Annotated in this window: 17 protein-coding genes and 1 tRNA gene; 8 read left to right on the top strand and 10 right to left on the bottom strand. The window is 64.5% G+C overall.

All coding sequences use genetic code 11. The annotated features are described in order from the left end of the window. Nucleotides 1-224: 224 nt before the first annotated feature. From D9601_RS08005 to D9601_RS07990, 4 genes are all read right to left on the bottom strand, one after another. Nucleotides 225-953: a TadE/TadG family type IV pilus assembly protein gene (locus tag D9601_RS08005; protein WP_232473874.1), complete on the bottom strand. Its 729-nt coding sequence runs from the start codon at nt 951-953 to the stop codon at nt 225-227. Next, entirely contained in the window at nt 941-1531 is a 591-nt protein-coding gene (locus D9601_RS08000; RefSeq protein ID WP_198353284.1) for a TadE/TadG family type IV pilus assembly protein, read from the bottom strand. Before D9601_RS08000 ends, D9601_RS08005 begins: the two co-directional genes overlap by 13 nt. Beyond that, the gene (locus D9601_RS07995) at nt 1528-3378 is read right to left on the bottom strand and encodes a pilus assembly protein TadG-related protein (RefSeq protein ID WP_232473872.1); all 1851 of its coding nucleotides are present in this window, start codon (nt 3376-3378) and stop codon (nt 1528-1530) included. The genes D9601_RS08000 and D9601_RS07995 overlap by 4 nt, the downstream gene beginning before the upstream one ends. A 364-nt stretch (nt 3379-3742) precedes the next feature. Continuing rightward, the gene (locus D9601_RS07990) at nt 3743-4639 is read right to left on the bottom strand and encodes an AraC family transcriptional regulator (protein WP_198353282.1); all 897 of its coding nucleotides are present in this window, start codon (nt 4637-4639) and stop codon (nt 3743-3745) included. 148 nt (nt 4640-4787) lie between these two features. Between D9601_RS07990 and D9601_RS07985 the strand changes: the two genes are divergently transcribed. The 3 genes from D9601_RS07985 to D9601_RS07975 all read left to right on the top strand — a co-directional run bounded on the left by D9601_RS07985 (nt 4788) and on the right by D9601_RS07975 (nt 6922). Beyond that, entirely contained in the window at nt 4788-5513 is a 726-nt protein-coding gene (locus D9601_RS07985) for an SDR family oxidoreductase (RefSeq protein WP_198353281.1), read from the top strand. A gap of 684 nt (nt 5514-6197) precedes the next feature. Beyond that, nucleotides 6198-6596: a recombinase family protein gene (locus D9601_RS07980; protein WP_198353280.1), complete on the top strand. Its 399-nt coding sequence runs from the start codon at nt 6198-6200 to the stop codon at nt 6594-6596. Beyond that, nucleotides 6593-6922 carry a zinc ribbon domain-containing protein gene (locus D9601_RS07975; protein WP_198353279.1) on the top strand — a complete coding sequence of 110 codons (330 nt, stop codon included), beginning with the start codon at nt 6593-6595 and terminating at the stop codon, nt 6920-6922. Before D9601_RS07980 ends, D9601_RS07975 begins: the two co-directional genes overlap by 4 nt. 296 nt (nt 6923-7218) lie before the next feature. Here the strand turns inward: D9601_RS07975 and D9601_RS07970 are convergent. Continuing rightward, nucleotides 7219-7294 (bottom strand) — tRNA-Glu (locus tag D9601_RS07970). 89 nt (nt 7295-7383) lie between these two features. Then, on the bottom strand, nt 7384-8757 hold the full coding sequence (locus D9601_RS07965) for a class II 3-deoxy-7-phosphoheptulonate synthase (RefSeq protein ID WP_198353278.1): 1374 nt from the start codon (nt 8755-8757) through the stop codon (nt 7384-7386). A 120-nt stretch (nt 8758-8877) separates the two neighbouring features. Here D9601_RS07965 and D9601_RS07960 point away from each other — a divergent pair, with 120 nt between their 5' ends. Further along, nucleotides 8878-9333 carry a hypothetical protein gene (locus D9601_RS07960; protein WP_198353277.1) on the top strand — a complete coding sequence of 152 codons (456 nt, stop codon included), beginning with the start codon at nt 8878-8880 and terminating at the stop codon, nt 9331-9333. 97 nt (nt 9334-9430) lie between these two features. Next, the gene (locus D9601_RS07955) at nt 9431-10201 is read left to right on the top strand and encodes a hypothetical protein (RefSeq protein ID WP_198353276.1); all 771 of its coding nucleotides are present in this window, start codon (nt 9431-9433) and stop codon (nt 10199-10201) included. A 204-nt stretch (nt 10202-10405) separates the two neighbouring features. Here D9601_RS07955 and rplL read toward each other — a convergent pair whose 3' ends face one another. Together rplL and rplJ are read right to left on the bottom strand one after the other, a co-directional pair. Continuing rightward, nucleotides 10406-10783: a 50S ribosomal protein L7/L12 gene (gene rplL / locus D9601_RS07950; protein ID WP_198353275.1), complete on the bottom strand. Its 378-nt coding sequence runs from the start codon at nt 10781-10783 to the stop codon at nt 10406-10408. Nucleotides 10784-10861: 78 nt separating this feature from the next. After that, the gene (rplJ, locus tag D9601_RS07945; RefSeq protein ID WP_198353274.1) at nt 10862-11377 is read right to left on the bottom strand and encodes a 50S ribosomal protein L10; all 516 of its coding nucleotides are present in this window, start codon (nt 11375-11377) and stop codon (nt 10862-10864) included. A 435-nt stretch (nt 11378-11812) separates the two neighbouring features. On the opposite strand from rplJ, the gene D9601_RS07940 reads away from it, so the two are divergent. Beyond that, a complete protein-coding gene (locus D9601_RS07940) occupies nt 11813-12319 on the top strand; it encodes a PilZ domain-containing protein (protein WP_232473871.1) in 507 nt (168 codons plus the stop codon). A 69-nt stretch (nt 12320-12388) separates the two neighbouring features. Next, on the top strand, nt 12389-13249 hold the full coding sequence (locus D9601_RS07935) for an oxidoreductase (protein WP_198353273.1): 861 nt from the start codon (nt 12389-12391) through the stop codon (nt 13247-13249). A 206-nt stretch (nt 13250-13455) separates the two neighbouring features. Here the strand turns inward: D9601_RS07935 and rplA are convergent, their stop codons facing one another. Further along, nucleotides 13456-14148, bottom strand: a complete 693-nt coding sequence (gene rplA, locus D9601_RS07930) for a 50S ribosomal protein L1 (RefSeq protein WP_198353272.1) — start codon at nt 14146-14148, stop codon at nt 13456-13458. Between the two features lie 4 nt (nt 14149-14152). After that, nucleotides 14153-14584 carry a 50S ribosomal protein L11 gene (rplK, locus tag D9601_RS07925; protein ID WP_198353271.1) on the bottom strand — a complete coding sequence of 144 codons (432 nt, stop codon included), beginning with the start codon at nt 14582-14584 and terminating at the stop codon, nt 14153-14155. Between the two features lie 235 nt (nt 14585-14819). Here rplK and D9601_RS07920 point away from each other — a divergent pair, with 235 nt between their 5' ends. Further along, entirely contained in the window at nt 14820-16814 is a 1995-nt protein-coding gene (locus D9601_RS07920; RefSeq protein WP_232473870.1) for an alpha/beta hydrolase family protein, read from the top strand. Nucleotides 16815-16840: the final 26 nt, after the last annotated feature.

Below are 16840 nucleotides of genomic sequence, written 5' to 3'. Positions count from 1 at the left end.
CGGGCGAGCCGCCTGGGACGCGGTCGTCGGTGCCATACTGGTCGCGACGCTTGCAGAAGTGGCATGGGGACTGCCGTGCGCGCGCAAGGCGGTGTGCAACGAGGGGGCAAACAATGCCGCAAGCATCAGGGTGCCACAGGCGATCAATAGGCTGACTTTGAGCATCGATGGCTGCAACCAGGCTGAGTTCAAGGGGAAAGGTGGCGCAAAACGGCCAGGGCTGTTCAAGCAATATGCTTGTCGCAGGTCGACGGCGTTGCGCTTGGCGATGGATTATAGATCTGCACGAAGCTGCGATTGTCGCGTACCAAGAAGGATGCGGTGTAGTGGATTATCCGCGGCGCGACGAAGAATGATCCGAACAGCGGTTTGTACAGATAGTTGATCTCGACGAACATGACGCCGGAACTGGCAGGCGCGGAGACCATACGGTTAGGATCGCCGATCCCATTGGGAGCAGTGATCCCGGCATTGGCCTGCGTTCCGTCGCTGCCGGCGGATGACGTCACCGTACCATAGCTTGAATCGTATCCAGCGCCGCTTGGCACGCCGAGGCACCGCTGCCAATGGATGCGTTGCACAGGTTGCGTATCGTAACTTTGCTGCACGTTCTCAAGGCTGGTGATAGTGATCCGACCGCGCGTCGTCAGCGCAATACCTGCTCCTTCAAGCTTGGCGCCACGAAGCACGTCATTCGCATCGTTCTCGCGAAAGTTAGTCACCCCGCTGGAGGTTTGACCCACCCGCGTCGCATGATCGGCGAGGTTGAGAGCATATTGACTGACGCGAAGGTGGCAGAGGGCGAGGTTCGACAATTCCACGCCCCAGGCGCCGATCGCCAAAACAATGGGCAGCGAATAGGCGAATTCGATCAATGCAACGCCTCGCATATCGCCGCGAAGCGCGCGCAGCTTGCCCGACAGCTGGGAAGCCATGACCATCAATGCGGGCATATCTGGGTCGCCGTTTGCGCCGCTTGGGTGGCGTAGGGTTGGCTCTTGAGCGTCGTGGAGCCGGTCAAAGTGGCAGTGCCGGGCATTCCGATCAGGCCCGCAACCGGAAACAATCGCCGATAGGTGATTGTCATCGTGTACACGCTGACGTCACTTGCCCCGCCACCGCCCGCCGACCCCGGATCGGTGTCCCACGTGCCATTGCCGTTGATGTCGGTGAAACAGTCCTGCGCCTGATTGTAGACGCCCGTGCCGGCGGTATCGACGAACGGCTCTGGCGCTACACTTGAAAAATTGGAGTAGCTTTTGCGGGTCGAAACGTAGGTGGCGTTGCGCACCACCTTCCAAACCTGTTGCATGACAGCCTGATCTAATTGCGTCGTGTCGGCTGCCTGGATCGTAGAGTTGCGACCCGCGCGCTGGATCGCACCGGTCAGCACCGACTGAACGTAACCCTGATACGCAAGTTCGCCTAAACCCATCATCAGGATCAGCATGACCGGACAGACGATGGCGAACTCAACCAATGTCGCGGCTCGCCGGTCACTGGCCAACGATCTCGTTGTTTTCCTGATCATTGGCTGATCCTCAGCATCGACACGCGCTGGGCGATTGTCTGGAATGCCGCGGTCAGTTGCTGTGTGCTGTATGCCGAAAACGATTGGCCGGGCGACGCGCAATATTGCAGGTCGCTGGTAATCGCCGTGCCGAGCGCGACAGTGTAGATGGTTATGCCGCGTGCCTTGGCCGCGTCGCATTCAGCGCGGAATCGGGCGGCATGATAGGCGCTGTCCCAGCTCGGCGCGCTTCCCATGTTGGCGGTGCTTCCATCGACGCGCAGGTCGAGCCGCTCCACGCCATACTGACCGTAGATCAGCGGATTTGGCGCCATGGAACCATCGGTCATGAAGACAATGGAGCGGGAGGGGGCCGGCCGGCCTGGCCACGCCGCCGTGTCTGCGGCAAACACCCCGTTGGGCGACAGCATTCGCGTTCCCCAGATCATGCCGGTGTCGTGATACGTGCCGCCGTAGGGCTTGAAGTCATTGTCGTTGACGTAATCTTGCACCTGTTGCGCGGTCATCGTCTGCAAGCGCTGGGCGCGGAAGGGGCAGGGCGCATAACCATATTGGTCATACGGGTTTCCCGCCTTCATCGTCACGTCGGTATAATATTGCGGATTGTACTCGTTTACCTGATCGTCGTTGACGTCGACGGTATTCGTCGACGAGCGCAGCCAGATCGCGTCCGGCCACATCGGCCGCCACATGTCGGATGCCGAGGTCGGGACGAAATCCGGGTTCAGGTCGTCCGGAAGGTTGGTCGGCGAAAATGACGCGGCGGCGACCGTATTGACCTCTTCGATGCAGCCTCGCCATTTCGACTGCGAACCGTCCAGCCGGCTCGGATTGGCGACCGCATTGCCGGCGACATATTGCGACAGCGGCAGTGAATAGGGCTGGTACCGCCATACGGCGCGCAGGGGTTGCTGCGTACCGGAGCAGGTGCCGCCGTTTGCCGCGCTCCACGTCAGATTGTAATAGTATTCAGCTTGATAGTAGCTTGTGTTCCAACTCGGGCCGGTCTTCGAATAGCCCGTCGCCGGATAACGTTGCGCCACGCAATAGCTCTGCGGGATACCGGTCAGGCTGACCGAGGTGGCGCCGCCGTAATTGTAGTCACGGTTGACCTGCCGGCTCTGGTAGGTCCAACTCGTGCTCTGCAGATATTGTGACGGTATCGAACTGCCGACGTTGACAGCGGAATTGTACGGCACGAAACCATAGCGGAAATGGCTCGACGGATCGGCGCTCGACCGCATCGTCGTGTCGAACAGCATCACGGCTTGGCGTAGCGACTGGAGCTTCGATGACGTGCTCCCGCTAGGGGCCTTTTCGGGGTTGTAATAACCTGTCGTGCCGTCATTGCGCGTGAACGAAGACGTGGAGGTGGCGCAGCTGTCCGGATCACTTGGATAGCAGGACATCGAGCCTGTCACGTCGAGCACGAACATGACGTCATTGTCACCCGTGTCGTACACCGCTTGGCACGTCACCGCGATGGTGACCGGCGCCAGACCGAAGAAGCGCATAAGGGTCATCGGCACTTGCGCGGATGCTGTACCGTTTACTTCATTGGCGTAGTTGGCGTTACCCTGTACCCCCTTTGTCGGGGTGAACGTCGCGTTGGTATTCTGAAACCAGCCAGACCGGAAGTTGTTGTTGAAGAACGAATTAGCTGTTTGCGTGGCGGTCGCGTCGAGCGGCGTTGATGGGCTGGTATCGGTCATCGCCTTGCGTCCGGCGAGCGCTCCGGCGTCGCACGCCTGCTGCAGCCGTGCCTTGACGACATAGATCCTGGCGGCATCGACTGCCGAACCCGACAGGCCAATCAACGGCACAAGGAATGCCGCCATGATCGCCATGGTGTTGCCGCGCCGATCGCGCGCCAGACGCGCAAGGAAGCTCGAGCAGGGCTGTCGAGACGCTGTTGAACGACGAAACATATTCACCTCACTGCTCGCGCAGCGGCTATGGCGAGCAAGGTAAATGACGCGTAAAATGCGCCGGTTCAGTGCGTTAGCGCACCATCTTTCACGACAGCAGAACCCCGCCGGGATTGGGGCGATGGGTCGAGGCGATTGCTTGGTTCGCCCAATGCTACTCAGGTCAACGAGCGGCAAAAAGTGGGAAGCAGACGAGGCGCTCTGAGCGACCAATCATGGGTCTTTCTTGCCAGCCTCAGTCGATCACAGCATTGCGCAGCACTGGTCACGAACCAAGCCGATGTCACAGCGCCATGGCCGCTGCTGGCGCAGCGTGGAGCCGTTCGATATCGGCGCGCGGAGGCGCACCGAACAGTCGCCTGTATTCGCGGCTGAATTGCGATGGGCTCTCATAGCCGACAGCAAAGCCTGCCGTGCTCGCCGTGGCACCCTCCGCTAGCATCAGGCGTCTGGCCTCCTGCAACCGCAGCTGTTTTTGATACTCCAGCGGCGTCATGCGGGTGATCGCCTTGAAGTGTACGTGGAGCGAAGAAGAGCTCATGCCGGCCTCGGCAGCGACATCGTCGATGCGGATCGGCGCATCGAAACGCCGGCGGATGGCGGCGATCGCGCGACTGACCTGATTGAGATGGCTGCCAATGGTTGCGACGTGACGAAGCATTGGACCGTGAGGTCCGGTGAGCAGGCGATAGAGGATCTCGCGCTCGATCAGCGGCGCCAGCGCCCGGATCGTGTCGGGTCGGTCGAGCAGACCGACCAGTCGGCATGCCGCGTCGATCAGGTCGGGATCGCCGGGATAGACGCCGAGCACCGGCAGATCCGTACGGGCGACCCCGCCGCCCTCGCTTGCCATCAGATCGGCCAGCATCGCGGCATCGAGGTCGATCTTGCAGCAGAGATAAGGGCGCTCAGGGCTCGCATCGAGCACATGACCGACCAGCGGCAAGTCGACCGAGACCAAGAGGTAATGGGCCGCGTCATAGACGACGCTGTGCTCGCCGAGCGACACCCGCTTCAACCCTTGGGCTATTATGCAAAGGGACGCCTCGTAGACGGCGGGCGTGGGGGTGCTCGGCGCGTCTGCCCGGATCAGCGACACATGCGGCATCGCCGTGCTGCAAATGCCTGTGCCGACGACGTATCGGTCGATGAGGGCGGAGAGTTCGGCGATCCGGTTCATGCCGACGATCCTTCCTGACTCGCGCGTCGCGGGCAAGCGCACGGCGCTAGTTCTGGAGGATTGTGCAAGCCACTCGGGCGATCACTCTACCGCCCTACACGGTTGATGGCCCATCTGCGTCCCGTCACCACAACGGAAGGGCTGCATCATGGCAGGAAATATCGACAAGGTCGTCCTCATCACAGGCGCGTCGAGCGGGATCGGCGAGGCGACTGCGCGCGAATTGGCCGAGACTGGCGCCCGGCTCTTCATCGGCGCACGTCGTGGAGAGCGTTTGAAGGCACTGGCGGAGGAACTGGGCGAGACCGTCGCCTGGCGCGAACTCGACGTCACCGACGGCGCCGATTTCGACGCGTTCGTGGAGGCCGCGGAAGCCCGCTTCGGACGTGTCGACGTGCTGGTCAACAATGCGGGTGTGATGCCGCTCTCGCCGCTCGCCTCGCTGAAGCGCGACGAATGGAAGCGGATGATCGATGTGAACATCTACGGCGTCCTCAACGGTATCGCTGCGGTCCTGCCGCGGTTCGTGGCTGGGCGAAGCGGCCATGTCATCAACGTCGCTTCTGTCGCGGCGCATATGGTGATGCCGACCGCCGCGGTTTATTGCGCGACAAAACATGCCGTGCGTGCGATCGCCGAAGGGCTACGGCAGGAGCATGATGAGATCCGTTCGACGTTGATCTCGCCGGGCGTCGTTGCCACCGAGCTGGGTCATGACATCACTGATCCTGAGGTTGCAGCGGCACTGACCGGATGGCGGAAGAAGTCGCTGACGCCGGATGCGATCGCGCGAGCGGTTCGCTATGCCATTGAGCAGCCGGAGGGCGTCGACATCAATGAGGTGATCGTTCGCCCGACCGCGGCTGACATGTGAGTGCTAGGGCGTGCCCGTGCCGTAGCGGGCACGCCCAAACGACGGGTTCGCTGACACAATCAGCTCTTCGGATCGCAATGAACGTATGTCCGGTTACGGGAGGCTGCTTAATGGACCTGAGCGACGAACTTTTTTTGTGTCTGCTCAGACCTCGGTGCGTTCAATCAGTTCCAAACGTCCTCGATGTCACCGCCCAGGTAGCGCATTGTGCTGTCGACCTTTGCATGGCCGAGAAGGATATGATCGGCGCGGAGGTTACCGGTCGCCTTATAGATGATCACTGCCTTCGTCCGCCGGAGCGAGGGCATCCCATAAGCTCAAGCCGGAAGGCCGATGCCGACCACCCATTCGTGTGCGAGGCGGGCATATTGCCGGGTGCTGGTGCGGGCCAAGTAGTCGTTCCGACTCGGTAAGACGCAGTTGTTCAGTGTCCCGCCACGACGGTCGACGGCATCGAGGTGCGGCTCGCGCTGCGCGGCCTGCTGCCGCACTGTCCCGAGCGCTGGCCGCTCAGACTCTATTGGCATGCCGCCTCGCAGACGAACGAGATCGGTCGTGCGCAGGGCGTGACCGCCGCCTTCAACGGAATCGTCCACCAGTTCCGCAAGGCCGGACGCTACGAAGTGATATCGCCACTGCGAAAAAGCGGCCGACGATCGAGGCGCCGTATGGTACGCTCGGCGAGTGGGCGGCGGACCGGGCGGCGAGGGGCGCAAGATCATCGATGTCGACCCTGAGAACGGTCCCATCATCGCCCGGCTGTTCGAGCGTTGCTCTACCGGCGCATATACCCTTCGTGAGTTGCGCGACATCGCCCAGGAAGCTGGACTTCGCTACCGGCGCAGCGGCAAGCCTGTCGGCATCAGCACGATACACTACATTCTGCGCAACAGGATCTACTCGGGGCATTTCGAGTGGAACGGCCAGCTATGCCATGGCAGTCATATGCCGCTGGTTCCTGCTGAGACCTGGGAGATGGTCCGTCGGTACTCGACGGGCGAAGGCTGTCGAATGTCCGGGCCGACCCGCACAAGTTCACCTTCACCGGCCTGGTCACCTGCGGTCATTGCAGCTGCGCCATGACGGCGGAGATCAAGAAGGGGCGATACATCTACTATCACTGCACGGGCCATCGCAGAAAATGCGAAGAGCCGTACGTCCGCGAGGAAGCGATCGAAGCGCAGTTCGAAGCATCGCTGCGTCGGCTCCACCTCAATCCCGAAATCTTCGATCTCATCCGGCGTGCGCTGAAGGAAAGCCATGGCGGCGAGAAGCGAGACAGAGAGCAGGCTGGCGCTCGACTACGGAGCGAGGCTGACAGGCTGCAACAGAGGATCGACACGCTGTATGTGGATCGGCTTGATGGCCGGGGGACGTTGGAGTTTCACGACCGCATGGCAAAGCTGTGACGCGAGGAGCGTGCCCGCTGTCTGCGCGATCTGGAGGCGCTTCCCGATGCCAACGACGGCTTTGTAGACGACGGTATTGCACTGCTCGATTTTGCCCGAGCCATGCACAGCGGCTTCGCTCAGCGACCACTCGCGCAGAAACGAACCGCCCTAAAGTTGCTTGTATCGAACCCGTCCTGGGCGGACGGAAAGCTCTCCGTCGAGTTCAAACAACCATTTGCGATGCTTGAGCAAATAGCGCCGGTCTAGCCGGAGCTGAGGTGCCGAACCAGCCAATCCCAGTGGCATTTCCAAACTGGTGACCCCTACGGGACTCGAACCCGTGTTTTCGCCGTGAGAGGGCGACGTCCTAGACCGCTAGACGAAGGGGCCGTGCGCGGTGGAGGGGCGCGTCTACGGGGAAGGGGGCTTTCCGTCAAGCGGCGGGGCGGGGTTTTTTCCCGCCGCCGCCCTGACGTCGCTCACGCCGCGACGCGGCGGCGCTCGGCCATTTCCTCGTTCAGCATCTCGGCGAGCAGGAATGCCAATTCCAGGCTCTGACCTGCATTGAGGCGCGGGTCACAATGCGTGTGGTAGCGGTCGGCGAGCGTCTGTTCGGTGACGTCGATCGCGCCACCGGTGCATTCGGTGACGTTCTGACCGGTCATCTCGGCATGGATGCCGCCGGCATGCGTTCCCTCGGCGCGATGCACGGCGAAGAAGCCGCGCACCTCGGCGAGAATCCGCTCGAACGGGCGCGTCTTGTAGCCGGTCACCGCCTTGACGGTGTTGCCGTGCATCGGATCGCAGCTCCACACGACCGGGTGACCCTCGCGCGTCACCGCCCGCACCAACTTGGGCAGCGCCGCCTCGATTTTGTCGTAGCCGTAGCGGGTGATCAATGTCATTCGCCCCGGGGCGCGTCCCGGATTGAGCGTATCGAGCATGCGCAGGAGCGCATCCGGGTCCAGGCTGGGTCCGCATTTGACGCCGATTGGATTGCCGATGCCACGCAGATATTCGACGTGCGCCGACCCTTCGAACCGCGTCCGGTCGCCGATCCACAGGAAATGCGCCGAGGTGTCGTACCAGTCGCCGGTCAGCGAGTCCTGGCGTGTCATCGCCTGTTCGTAGGGAAGGTGCAGCGCCTCGTGGCTGGTGTAGAAATGCGTCTGCGCCAGCTGCGGCACGGTTTCGGGATCGATCCCGCAAGCCGCCATGAATTCCAGCGCCTCGCCGATCCGATCCGCGGTTTCGGCATATTTTTTGGCCCAGGGGCTGCGGCCCATGAAGTCGTGGGTCCAGCGGTGCACCTGATGCAGATTGGCATAGCCGCCCTGCGCGAAGGCGCGCAGCAGGTTCAGCGTCGCGGCGGACTGGGTGTAGCCGCGGATCAACCGCTGCGGATCGGGGATGCGCGCTTCGGGCGTGAAGGCGATGTCGTTGACATTGTCGCCGCGATAGCTCGGCAGTTCGACGCCGTCGACGACCTCGGTTGGAGCGGAGCGCGGCTTGGCGAACTGTCCCGCCATGCGGCCGAGCTTCACCACCGGCAGCTTCGAGGCGAAGGTAAGCACCACGGCCATCTGCAGAATGACGCGGAACGTGTCGCGGATGTTGTTGGGGTGGAATTCGGCGAAGGATTCGGCGCAGTCGCCGCCCTGGAGCAGGAAGCCCTTGCTCTCCGACACCTTGGCCAATTCCGTCGTCAGGTTGCGCGCCTCGCCCGCGAAGACGAGCGGCGGGAAGCTCTTGAGCTGATCGGTGGCGCGATCCAGCGCCGCGGCGTCCGGATAATCGGGGAGCTGGCGGGCCTCTGCCTTCGTCCAGCTGTCGGGGGCCCAATGCGCGGCCATGGTCGTCACGTCCTTCGGTCTGCTTGCAAGCGAAGGTCCATGCGCCCAAACCGGCCCCGACGCAACGCAGGAACATTGGGACGAGCTCAGCACTGTATAGGCCCCACCATCGGTTCGGCGTTGGGGACGGGCGGTCCGTCGCAGGGTGCGTTGCGGTCGCCGCGCGTTCAGGACGAGGCGACCAAGTTCATTTCCAATGAGAAATCCATTCATGCTTCTCCCGACGCGCCCGGCGCGGCCTGTCCGCTGGCGTCGTGCCGGCAGCGTGATCGCGCTTCTAGCGGGCACCGCGCCGATTGCCGCGCTGGCGCAGAGCAACAGCGCCGCGCCGCAGACACAGCCGCAGTCGATTCCGGGCCTGAACGACTATCGCTTCCGTTTGCCGCCGACACCGCAGGCGACGCCGACGCCCGAGCCGACGATCGCGCCCCTGCCGCGCCCGACGCCGACGCCGGCTTCGACACCAGCGCCGGCCGTTGCGGCGACGCCGTCCCCGCGTACGACGCCGTCGCCGGTTGCGACGCCGCGTGCGATTCCGTCGCCGCGACCGACCCCGAGCCCCAGGGCGACCTCTGAGCCGCAAGGCGAGACGACAGTAGCGCCAGCACCGCTCGCGACGCCGACTGGGGCGCCGACGCCTCTTCCGGTCGCGACCGCCACGCCCGCACCAGTCGTGACTCCGACAGCCATCACCGGTGATGCCAATGTTGCCGATCAGGGCGGGTTCAATTGGCTGCCGTGGCTGGCGGGGCTTCTGGTGATAGGGGCCGCCGGTGGCGCGATCGTGTTGCTCCGCCGTCGCGCTACGTCGCAGACCGAGATCGCGCCCGGCGCACCGGCAAGTTCACCGCCAGCTCCGACGATGCCGCCGCGAGCCATCGATCCGGCGCCGGCACGTGAGCCGGCCATGCTCGACCGCGCGCCGCCAGCACCGGGGCCGGTGCCGGCGGCCGAACTGACGCTGACGCTGACGCCGCGGCGGGCCGGCCTCAACCTGATCTCCGCCACTGCAGAGGCGGAACTAGTGGTCCGGAACGACGGCCCGGTCCCGGTCCAGGGCGTGCGGGTCGGCAGCGCCCTGCTGGAGGCCGGCAACGGTCAGGAGAGCGCCGTCGCCGAATATTTCACCGAAGCGATTACCCGTCCCGCGGTGGCGCCGTTCGCGCTGGAACCGGGGGAGGAGCGGCGCGTCCGCATCGTCGTCGCGCGCGCGCGCGACGCGATCCGCGGCGTGCCCGCCAACGGACGGACGATGTTCGTCCCCGTCGTCGCGATCAACATCCTGTATCAGGCGAATGGCGGCAGTGGCCAGGCGGCGCGGGCCTTTGCGATCGGCGTCGGTCGGGATGGCGGGTCGAAACTGATGCCCTTCTGGCTGGATCAGCCGTCGGGCATGTTCGATGGGTTGGAAGCGCGATCCTACGGACCGGCGATCGTCCGCTGATCCCCCTCCCAGGCGGAGAAAGCGCATGGCCAGGTAGCGTCGAGAGCCAGGACAGAAAAAGGGCGGCATCCCCGTGGGGAGCCGCCCTTTGTCTTGGCTGGGCCGTCATGGGAGCAAGTCCGATGACGTCGACGCTCGGCAAAGCCGAGGCCGGCCGGCGTTGGGCTGGTGCGGGCAGCCTGCTGCCCGCACCACCCTTGCGGCTTACTTGAGCTCGACGGTCGCGCCGGCTTCTTCCAGCTGCTTCTTGACCTTCTCGGCCTCGTCCTTGCTCACGCCTTCCTTGACCGGCTTCGGCGCGCCCTCGACGAGAGCCTTCGCTTCGGTCAGGCCCAGGCCGGTGATCGCGCGGACTTCCTTGATGACGTTGATCTTCTTGCCACCGTCGCCGGTGAGGATCACGTCGAACTCGGTCTTCTCTTCGGCGGCCGGAGCAGCCGCACCGGCGCCACCGGCGGCCGGAGCCGCAACCGCCGCAGCGGCCGAGACGCCCCACTTCTCTTCGAGCAGCTTCGAGAGCTCGGCGGCCTCGAGGACGGTCAGCTCGCTCAGCTGGTCAACCAGCGCGTTCAGGTCTGCCATGTTCACTTCCTTTTACGTGTCAGAGCGGAGCAAAAGCTCCGGTTAAGTCAAACAATCACGTTCCAAGCGCCTGAAGGATCAGGCGTTTTCCTTCTCGGCATAAGCCGACAGCACGCGCGCGATCTGCGCCGCGGGAGCCTGGGTGATGGTCGCGAGCTTCGTTGCCGGAGCAACGATGAGGCCCACGATCTTCGCCCGCAGCTCGTCGAGCGACGGCAGGGTGGCGAGCGCTTGCACGCCAGCGACGTCGAGAGGGGTCGCGCCCATCGCACCGCCCACGATTTCGAACTTGTCGTTCGTCTTCGCGAATTCCACCGCGATCTTCGCGGCGGCAACGGGGTCGACGGAGGTGGCGAGACCGACCGGGCCGGTCAGCATGTCGCCGATCGAGCCATAGTCGGTGCCGTCGAGCGCGATCTTGGCAAGCTTGTTCTTCGAGACCTTGTAGGTCGCGCCGGCGTCGCGCATCCGATTCCGGAGGGTCGTCGACTGCGCGACGGTCATCCCGTTATTACGGGTAACCACCACGACGCCGACCTCCGAAAAGGTGCGGTTCAGCTCGGCAACGGCCGCGGCCTTTTGAGCACGATCCATGCCATTCTCCACGTTCTGAACCCGCCGCATGGAAGCGGCAGGCCCGGTTACAGTCCGGCACGGCATGCGCCGCACCGGGTTGTCCAGCGATGGGGAAGGCACCCGGATAAGGGTGGCAGGCCGGACGCACGACGCGCGGGAGCGCAGACGGCGGCGGCGATAATCCTGTCCCCGTCTCGGCAGGGGATTAAGCCATGGCGAACCCGTGGCACCTGCTGTCTCGGACGGCGGCCGACGGACGAACCGCCGGCACCGGCGCGCCTTTAGCGGAACTGGCCGGGAAGTCAATCGCCGGGTCTGTGATGTATAGCAGCGCGACCGTGACACGAGCACCGACAGATTGCTCGAAGTTATAGGTATTTGGCGCTGTCCTAAGCCAAAAATTAACGCTCCGCCTGTAATGTCCACCGCGGACCTAAGGGAGTGCGGGCCAGGATGATCAAGCAGCGCGAACCACGCAGGAAGGTGTTGGTGCGTGCGCGCATGCGTTCGGGTACCGAATGGCACGACGTGATCATCCACAATATGTCCTCGCGCGGCCTGCTCGCGACCTCGAAGGTGCCGTGCAAGACGGGTACGGTGATCGAATTGCGCCGCGTGCACCACGTCATCGTCGGCCGCGTGGTTTGGGAAAAGGATCAGTATTTCGGCGTGCGCACGCAGGACCGGCTGGACGTCGACGCGATCGTCGATGCCAAGCCACCGGCGTTCAAGCCAGGAAGCGAGCCGACGCGGGACGACGAACGTCGCTCCGCGCCGCGCCGCATCACCGCCGCGTCGATCGCCGAGCGCGAGGCGCGCAGCCGCCGATTTTCCTCGGTGTTCCAGTTCGCCATCCTTGGTGCGGCGGCCTGTCTCGGTGCCGCTCTGGTCGCCGAGCGGGTTGGCCATGTCCTGTCGAGCCCGTTTGCGGCGATCAGCGAGCATCTCGCCGCCAGTTGACGCACGTCGGTGGAACCGGGGCAGGGGTGGCGGCATTGGCGCCGTTCTCTCCTGTCAAAGGCTTCCGCCATGCCGCTTCCCGCCTCGCCCGTCTGGTTCATCACGGGTTGTTCCACCGGCTTCGGGCGCGACCTTGCCAGGCTGGTGCTCGATCGCGGCTGGTCGGCGGTGGTCACCGCCCGTGATGCGGCGCGGGTCGAGGATCTGGTCGCGGATGCGCCGGAGCGCGCGCTGGCCTTGTCGCTGGACGTCACCGACGCGAAGCAGATCGCCGATGGCGTGCGCCGGGCGGAGGAGCGCTTCGGCCGGATCGACGTGCTCGTCAACAATGCCGGCTATGGCTATCAGGCGAGCGTCGAAGAGGGCGAGGAGGATGCGATCCGCGCTCAGTTCGACACCAACGTCTTCGGCCTGTTCTCGCTGACGCGCGCCGTCCTGCCCGGCATGCGCCAACGGCGCAGCGGTCATATCGTCAACTTCACCTCAGTCGCCGGCCTCGTCGGCTTCCCAGGCTCGGGCTATTATGCCGCGAGCAAGCATGCGGTGGAGGGCTGGTCGGACAGTCTCGCGGCAGAGGTCGGCCCGCTGGGCATTGCGGTGACCTGCGTCGAGCCGGGGCCGTTCCGCACCGATTGGGCCGGGCGCTCGCTGCAGCAGACGCCCAATCGCATCGCCGACTATGCCGATACGGCCGGCAAGCGGATGGACGCGACCAAGGGCTATAGCGGCACGCAGGCCGGCGATCCGGTCCGCGCCGGCGAGGCGATCATCGCGGCAACACAGGAGGCGCAGCCGCCGCGTCACTTGGTGCTCGGCCGGTTCGGCATCGATGCCGTGACCGATAAGCTGCGCGAGCGGCTGGCCGAGATCGAGGGGCGGCGGGAGCAGGCCATCGCGGCGGATTTTCCGGAAAGCGACTCCGCGGGATGACCGTTCGCCAGAGCCGAGTCTTGACAGAATTGACGCCTGAACGCGCCTGTCGGATGCCTCGCCTGGCGAATGCAAGCTGACGATGCGAAAGAGCGTTCACCCACTCTAGATCAGCCGCGTGCGTGTAGGACAGCGATAAGAATGCGCAAACAGAAAGGGCCGGGATCGCTCCCGGCCCTTGCTGCGTCACCGGAAAGGCGGGGGCGTCAGGCGCCCGCGACCTCGGTGGTGTCAACCTTGATGCCCGGACCCATGGTCGAGCTGATCGCGACCTTGCGGACATACTTGCCCTTGGCGCCCGACGGCTTCGCCTTGACGACCGCATCGACCAGCGCGTCGAAGTTGCGGCGCAGGTCTTCGGCGGCGAACGACGCCTTGCCGATGCCCGAATGGATGATGCCGGCCTTCTCGACGCGATATTCGACCTGACCGCCCTTGGCGGCCTTCACCGCTTCGGCGACGTTCATCGTCACGGTGCCGAGCTTCGGGTTCGGCATCAGGCCCTTCGGACCCAGCACCTTGCCGAGGCGGCCGACGACGCCCATCATGTCCGGGGTCGCGATGCAGCGATCGAACTCGATCGTGCCGCCCTGGACGGTTTCCATCAGGTCTTCCGCACCGACGACGTCGGCGCCGGCGGCGCGCGCTTCGTCAGCCTTGGCGCCGCGGGCGAAGACGCCGACGCGGACGGTCTTGCCGGTGCCGGCCGGCAGCGTGACGACGCCGCGGACCATCTGGTCGGCGTGACGCGGATCGACGCCGAGGTTCAACGCGACCTCGATCGTCTCGTCGAACTTCGACGACGCGCCCGAGCGTGCCAGCGCGATCGCCTCGTCGACGCCGTGCAGCTTCTCACGGTCGATCGTGACGGCCTTCTGCTTCTTGGTCAGCTTTGCCATGATCTCAGCCCTCCACCACTTCGAGGCCCATCGCGCGGGCGGAGCCTTCGATGATCTTGGTCGCAGCCTCGATGTCGTTGGCGTTCAGGTCCTTCATCTTAATCTGCGCGATCTCGCTCAGCTTCGAACGCGCGATCTTACCCGCGGACACCTTGCCCGGCTCCTTCGAGCCCGACTTCAGGTTGGCGGCCTTCTTGATGAGGTAGGTCGCCGGCGCGGTCTTGGTCTCGAACGAGAACGAACGGTCGGCATAGACGGTGATGACGGTGGGCAGCGGCGTGCCCTTCTCGACTTCGCCGGTCTGCGCGTTGAACGCCTTACAGAATTCCATGATGTTGACGCCGCGCTGACCCAGCGCCGGGCCGATCGGCGGCGACGGGTTGGCGGAGCCCGCGGGCACCTGCAGCTTGATGTAGCCGGTAATCTTCTTTGCCATGTCACTCTCTATTCCGGGCCGGCGAACCGGCCCATTTCAAGTCGAGCGGTCGTGACGGGCAGGGGTTACCCCCGACGCCCTCCCGCTTGGATTCCAGAGCTGGTGCTTGGAAGCGCGGGCGCATATCGGAAAGCGGCGGCGGGGGCAAGCGGGAGCGCCATGCTCGGGAACCGACCGGACCTTGCGGTACGATGCCCGACCCTTATGGTGGCCGGCGGGGTTCCGACAGGGGGGAATGATGCGGGGGATATGGACAGGCTGCGCGTCGGCGGCGATCGCGACGGCGGTGCTGGCGGTGGCGCCGGCGAGCGCCCGGCCGGCCGGGGACGCGGCAGGACCGACGGATCTGTCGGCGCGGTTCGGCGCGCGGGAGAGTGTGCGCGACATCAGCCTGTCGCCCGACGGCGGGCACATCGCCATCGTCGGGGCGGCCACTGCTCGCGACACCATCACGATCCTCGACACGGCGAACGGCCAATCGCGGCGGATTAACGGATCCACCGATGGCCCCTTACAACTGCAATCGTGCGGCTGGGCTTCGTCGCAGCGGCTGGTTTGTCGCTATCGCGGTATCACCGGTCTGGATGGATTGAAAATCGCCTTCACCCGGACGATCGGCTTCGACATGGACGGCGGCAATGTTCGTTATCTTGGCCGCCGGCCCGGCATGGATGCATTGCGGGTAAGCCAGTTTGATGGCCAGGTCGTCGACTGGCGCAGCGGCGATGGCTCGATACTGATGACGCACGACTTCGTGCCTGAGACTGCGACTGGCACGCTGCTGTCGAAGCACGCCGACGGATTGGGCGTTGATTTAGTCGACGCGCAAACCGGTCGCAGCCAGACTGTCGAGCAGCCGTCACCGACAGCGGTCGACTATTTAGGGGACGGACTTGGCAACATCCGGATAAAGGTGAGTGCCTCCCGTAATGGCGATGGACTGATGACCGGCGATACGGTCTACAGCTATCGCCTAACCGGCAATCGCGAGTGGCGACCATTCAGTCATTCGACACCGGATAACGACGTGCTGGAGCCGATCGCAGTCGACGGCACCGCCGACGTTGCCTACGCCAGCCGCGGGCTGAACGGGCGCAAGGCGCTGTATCGCGTCGCCCTCGACGGATCGATGAAGGAGGAACTGGTCTCCAGCAACGCTGCGGTCGACGTCACCGGAGTGGTGCCGATCGGCCGGCGCGGCCGCATCATCGGCGCGACCTATGTCACCGACCGGCGGCAGGTCGATTATTTCGATTCCGAATATCGCAAGCTCGCCGCGTCGCTCGCCAAGGCGTTGCCGAAAACCCCGCTGATCCGCTTCGTCGGGGCCAGTGCCGACGAGGGCAAGCTGCTCATCTTCGCGAGCAGTGACGTCGATCCCGGCGTTTATTACCTTTATACCAAGGCGACGCGGCACCTCGATGCGATCACCCAGGCGCGGCCGGAGCTCGACGGCCTGCCGCTCAGCACGATGAAGGCGGTCACCTATGCGGCGGCGGACGGCACCCAGATCCCGGCCTATCTGACGCTGCCGCCGGGGGGCAAGACCAAGGGGCTGCCGACGATCGTCATGCCGCACGGCGGCCCGAGTTATCGCGACGAATGGGGCTTCGATTGGCTGGTCCAATATTTCGCTCAGGCCGGCTATGCCGTATTGCAGCCGAACTTCCGGGGTTCGAGCGGCTATGGCGACGCCTTCTACGCCAATAACGGCTTCCGTTCGTGGCAGACGGCGATCGGCGACGTCGACGACGCGGCCCGCTGGCTGGTGCACGAGGGGATCGCCGATCCGGGCAAGCTGGCGATCGTCGGCTGGTCCTATGGCGGCTATGCGGCGCTACAGGCGAACGTCGTCGACCCGGACCTGTTCAAGGCCGCGATCGCGATCGCGCCGGTCACCGATCTCGCGATGACCAAGCGCGAGGCGATCGGTTTCTCCAACGAGCGGCTGGTAGCGATGCAGGTCGGGTCGGGACCGGCGATCGCGGCCGGCTCTCCGGCGCGCCACGCCGATCGCTTCAAGGTGCCGGTGCTGCTGTTTCACGGCGACCAGGACATCAACGTCGGCGTCGACCAATCGCGAACGATGGACGGTGCGCTGCGTCGGGCTGGCAAGGACAGCACGCTGGTGGTGTTCCCCAAGCTCGACCATCAGCTCGACGACGCCAGCGCCCGTGCAAAGTTGCTGGCGGACAGCGATGCCTTTCTGCGCAGGGCGATGAAGATGTAACCGCATCGAACACACTGGCGCTTGTC

It is taken from the genome of Sphingomonas sp. MA1305 (genome assembly GCF_016107325.1).
Taxonomy (GTDB): domain Bacteria; phylum Pseudomonadota; class Alphaproteobacteria; order Sphingomonadales; family Sphingomonadaceae; genus Sphingomonas.
The sequence above is the reverse complement of the archived record's forward strand: the minus strand, read 5'-3'. Positions and strand labels throughout refer to the sequence as shown.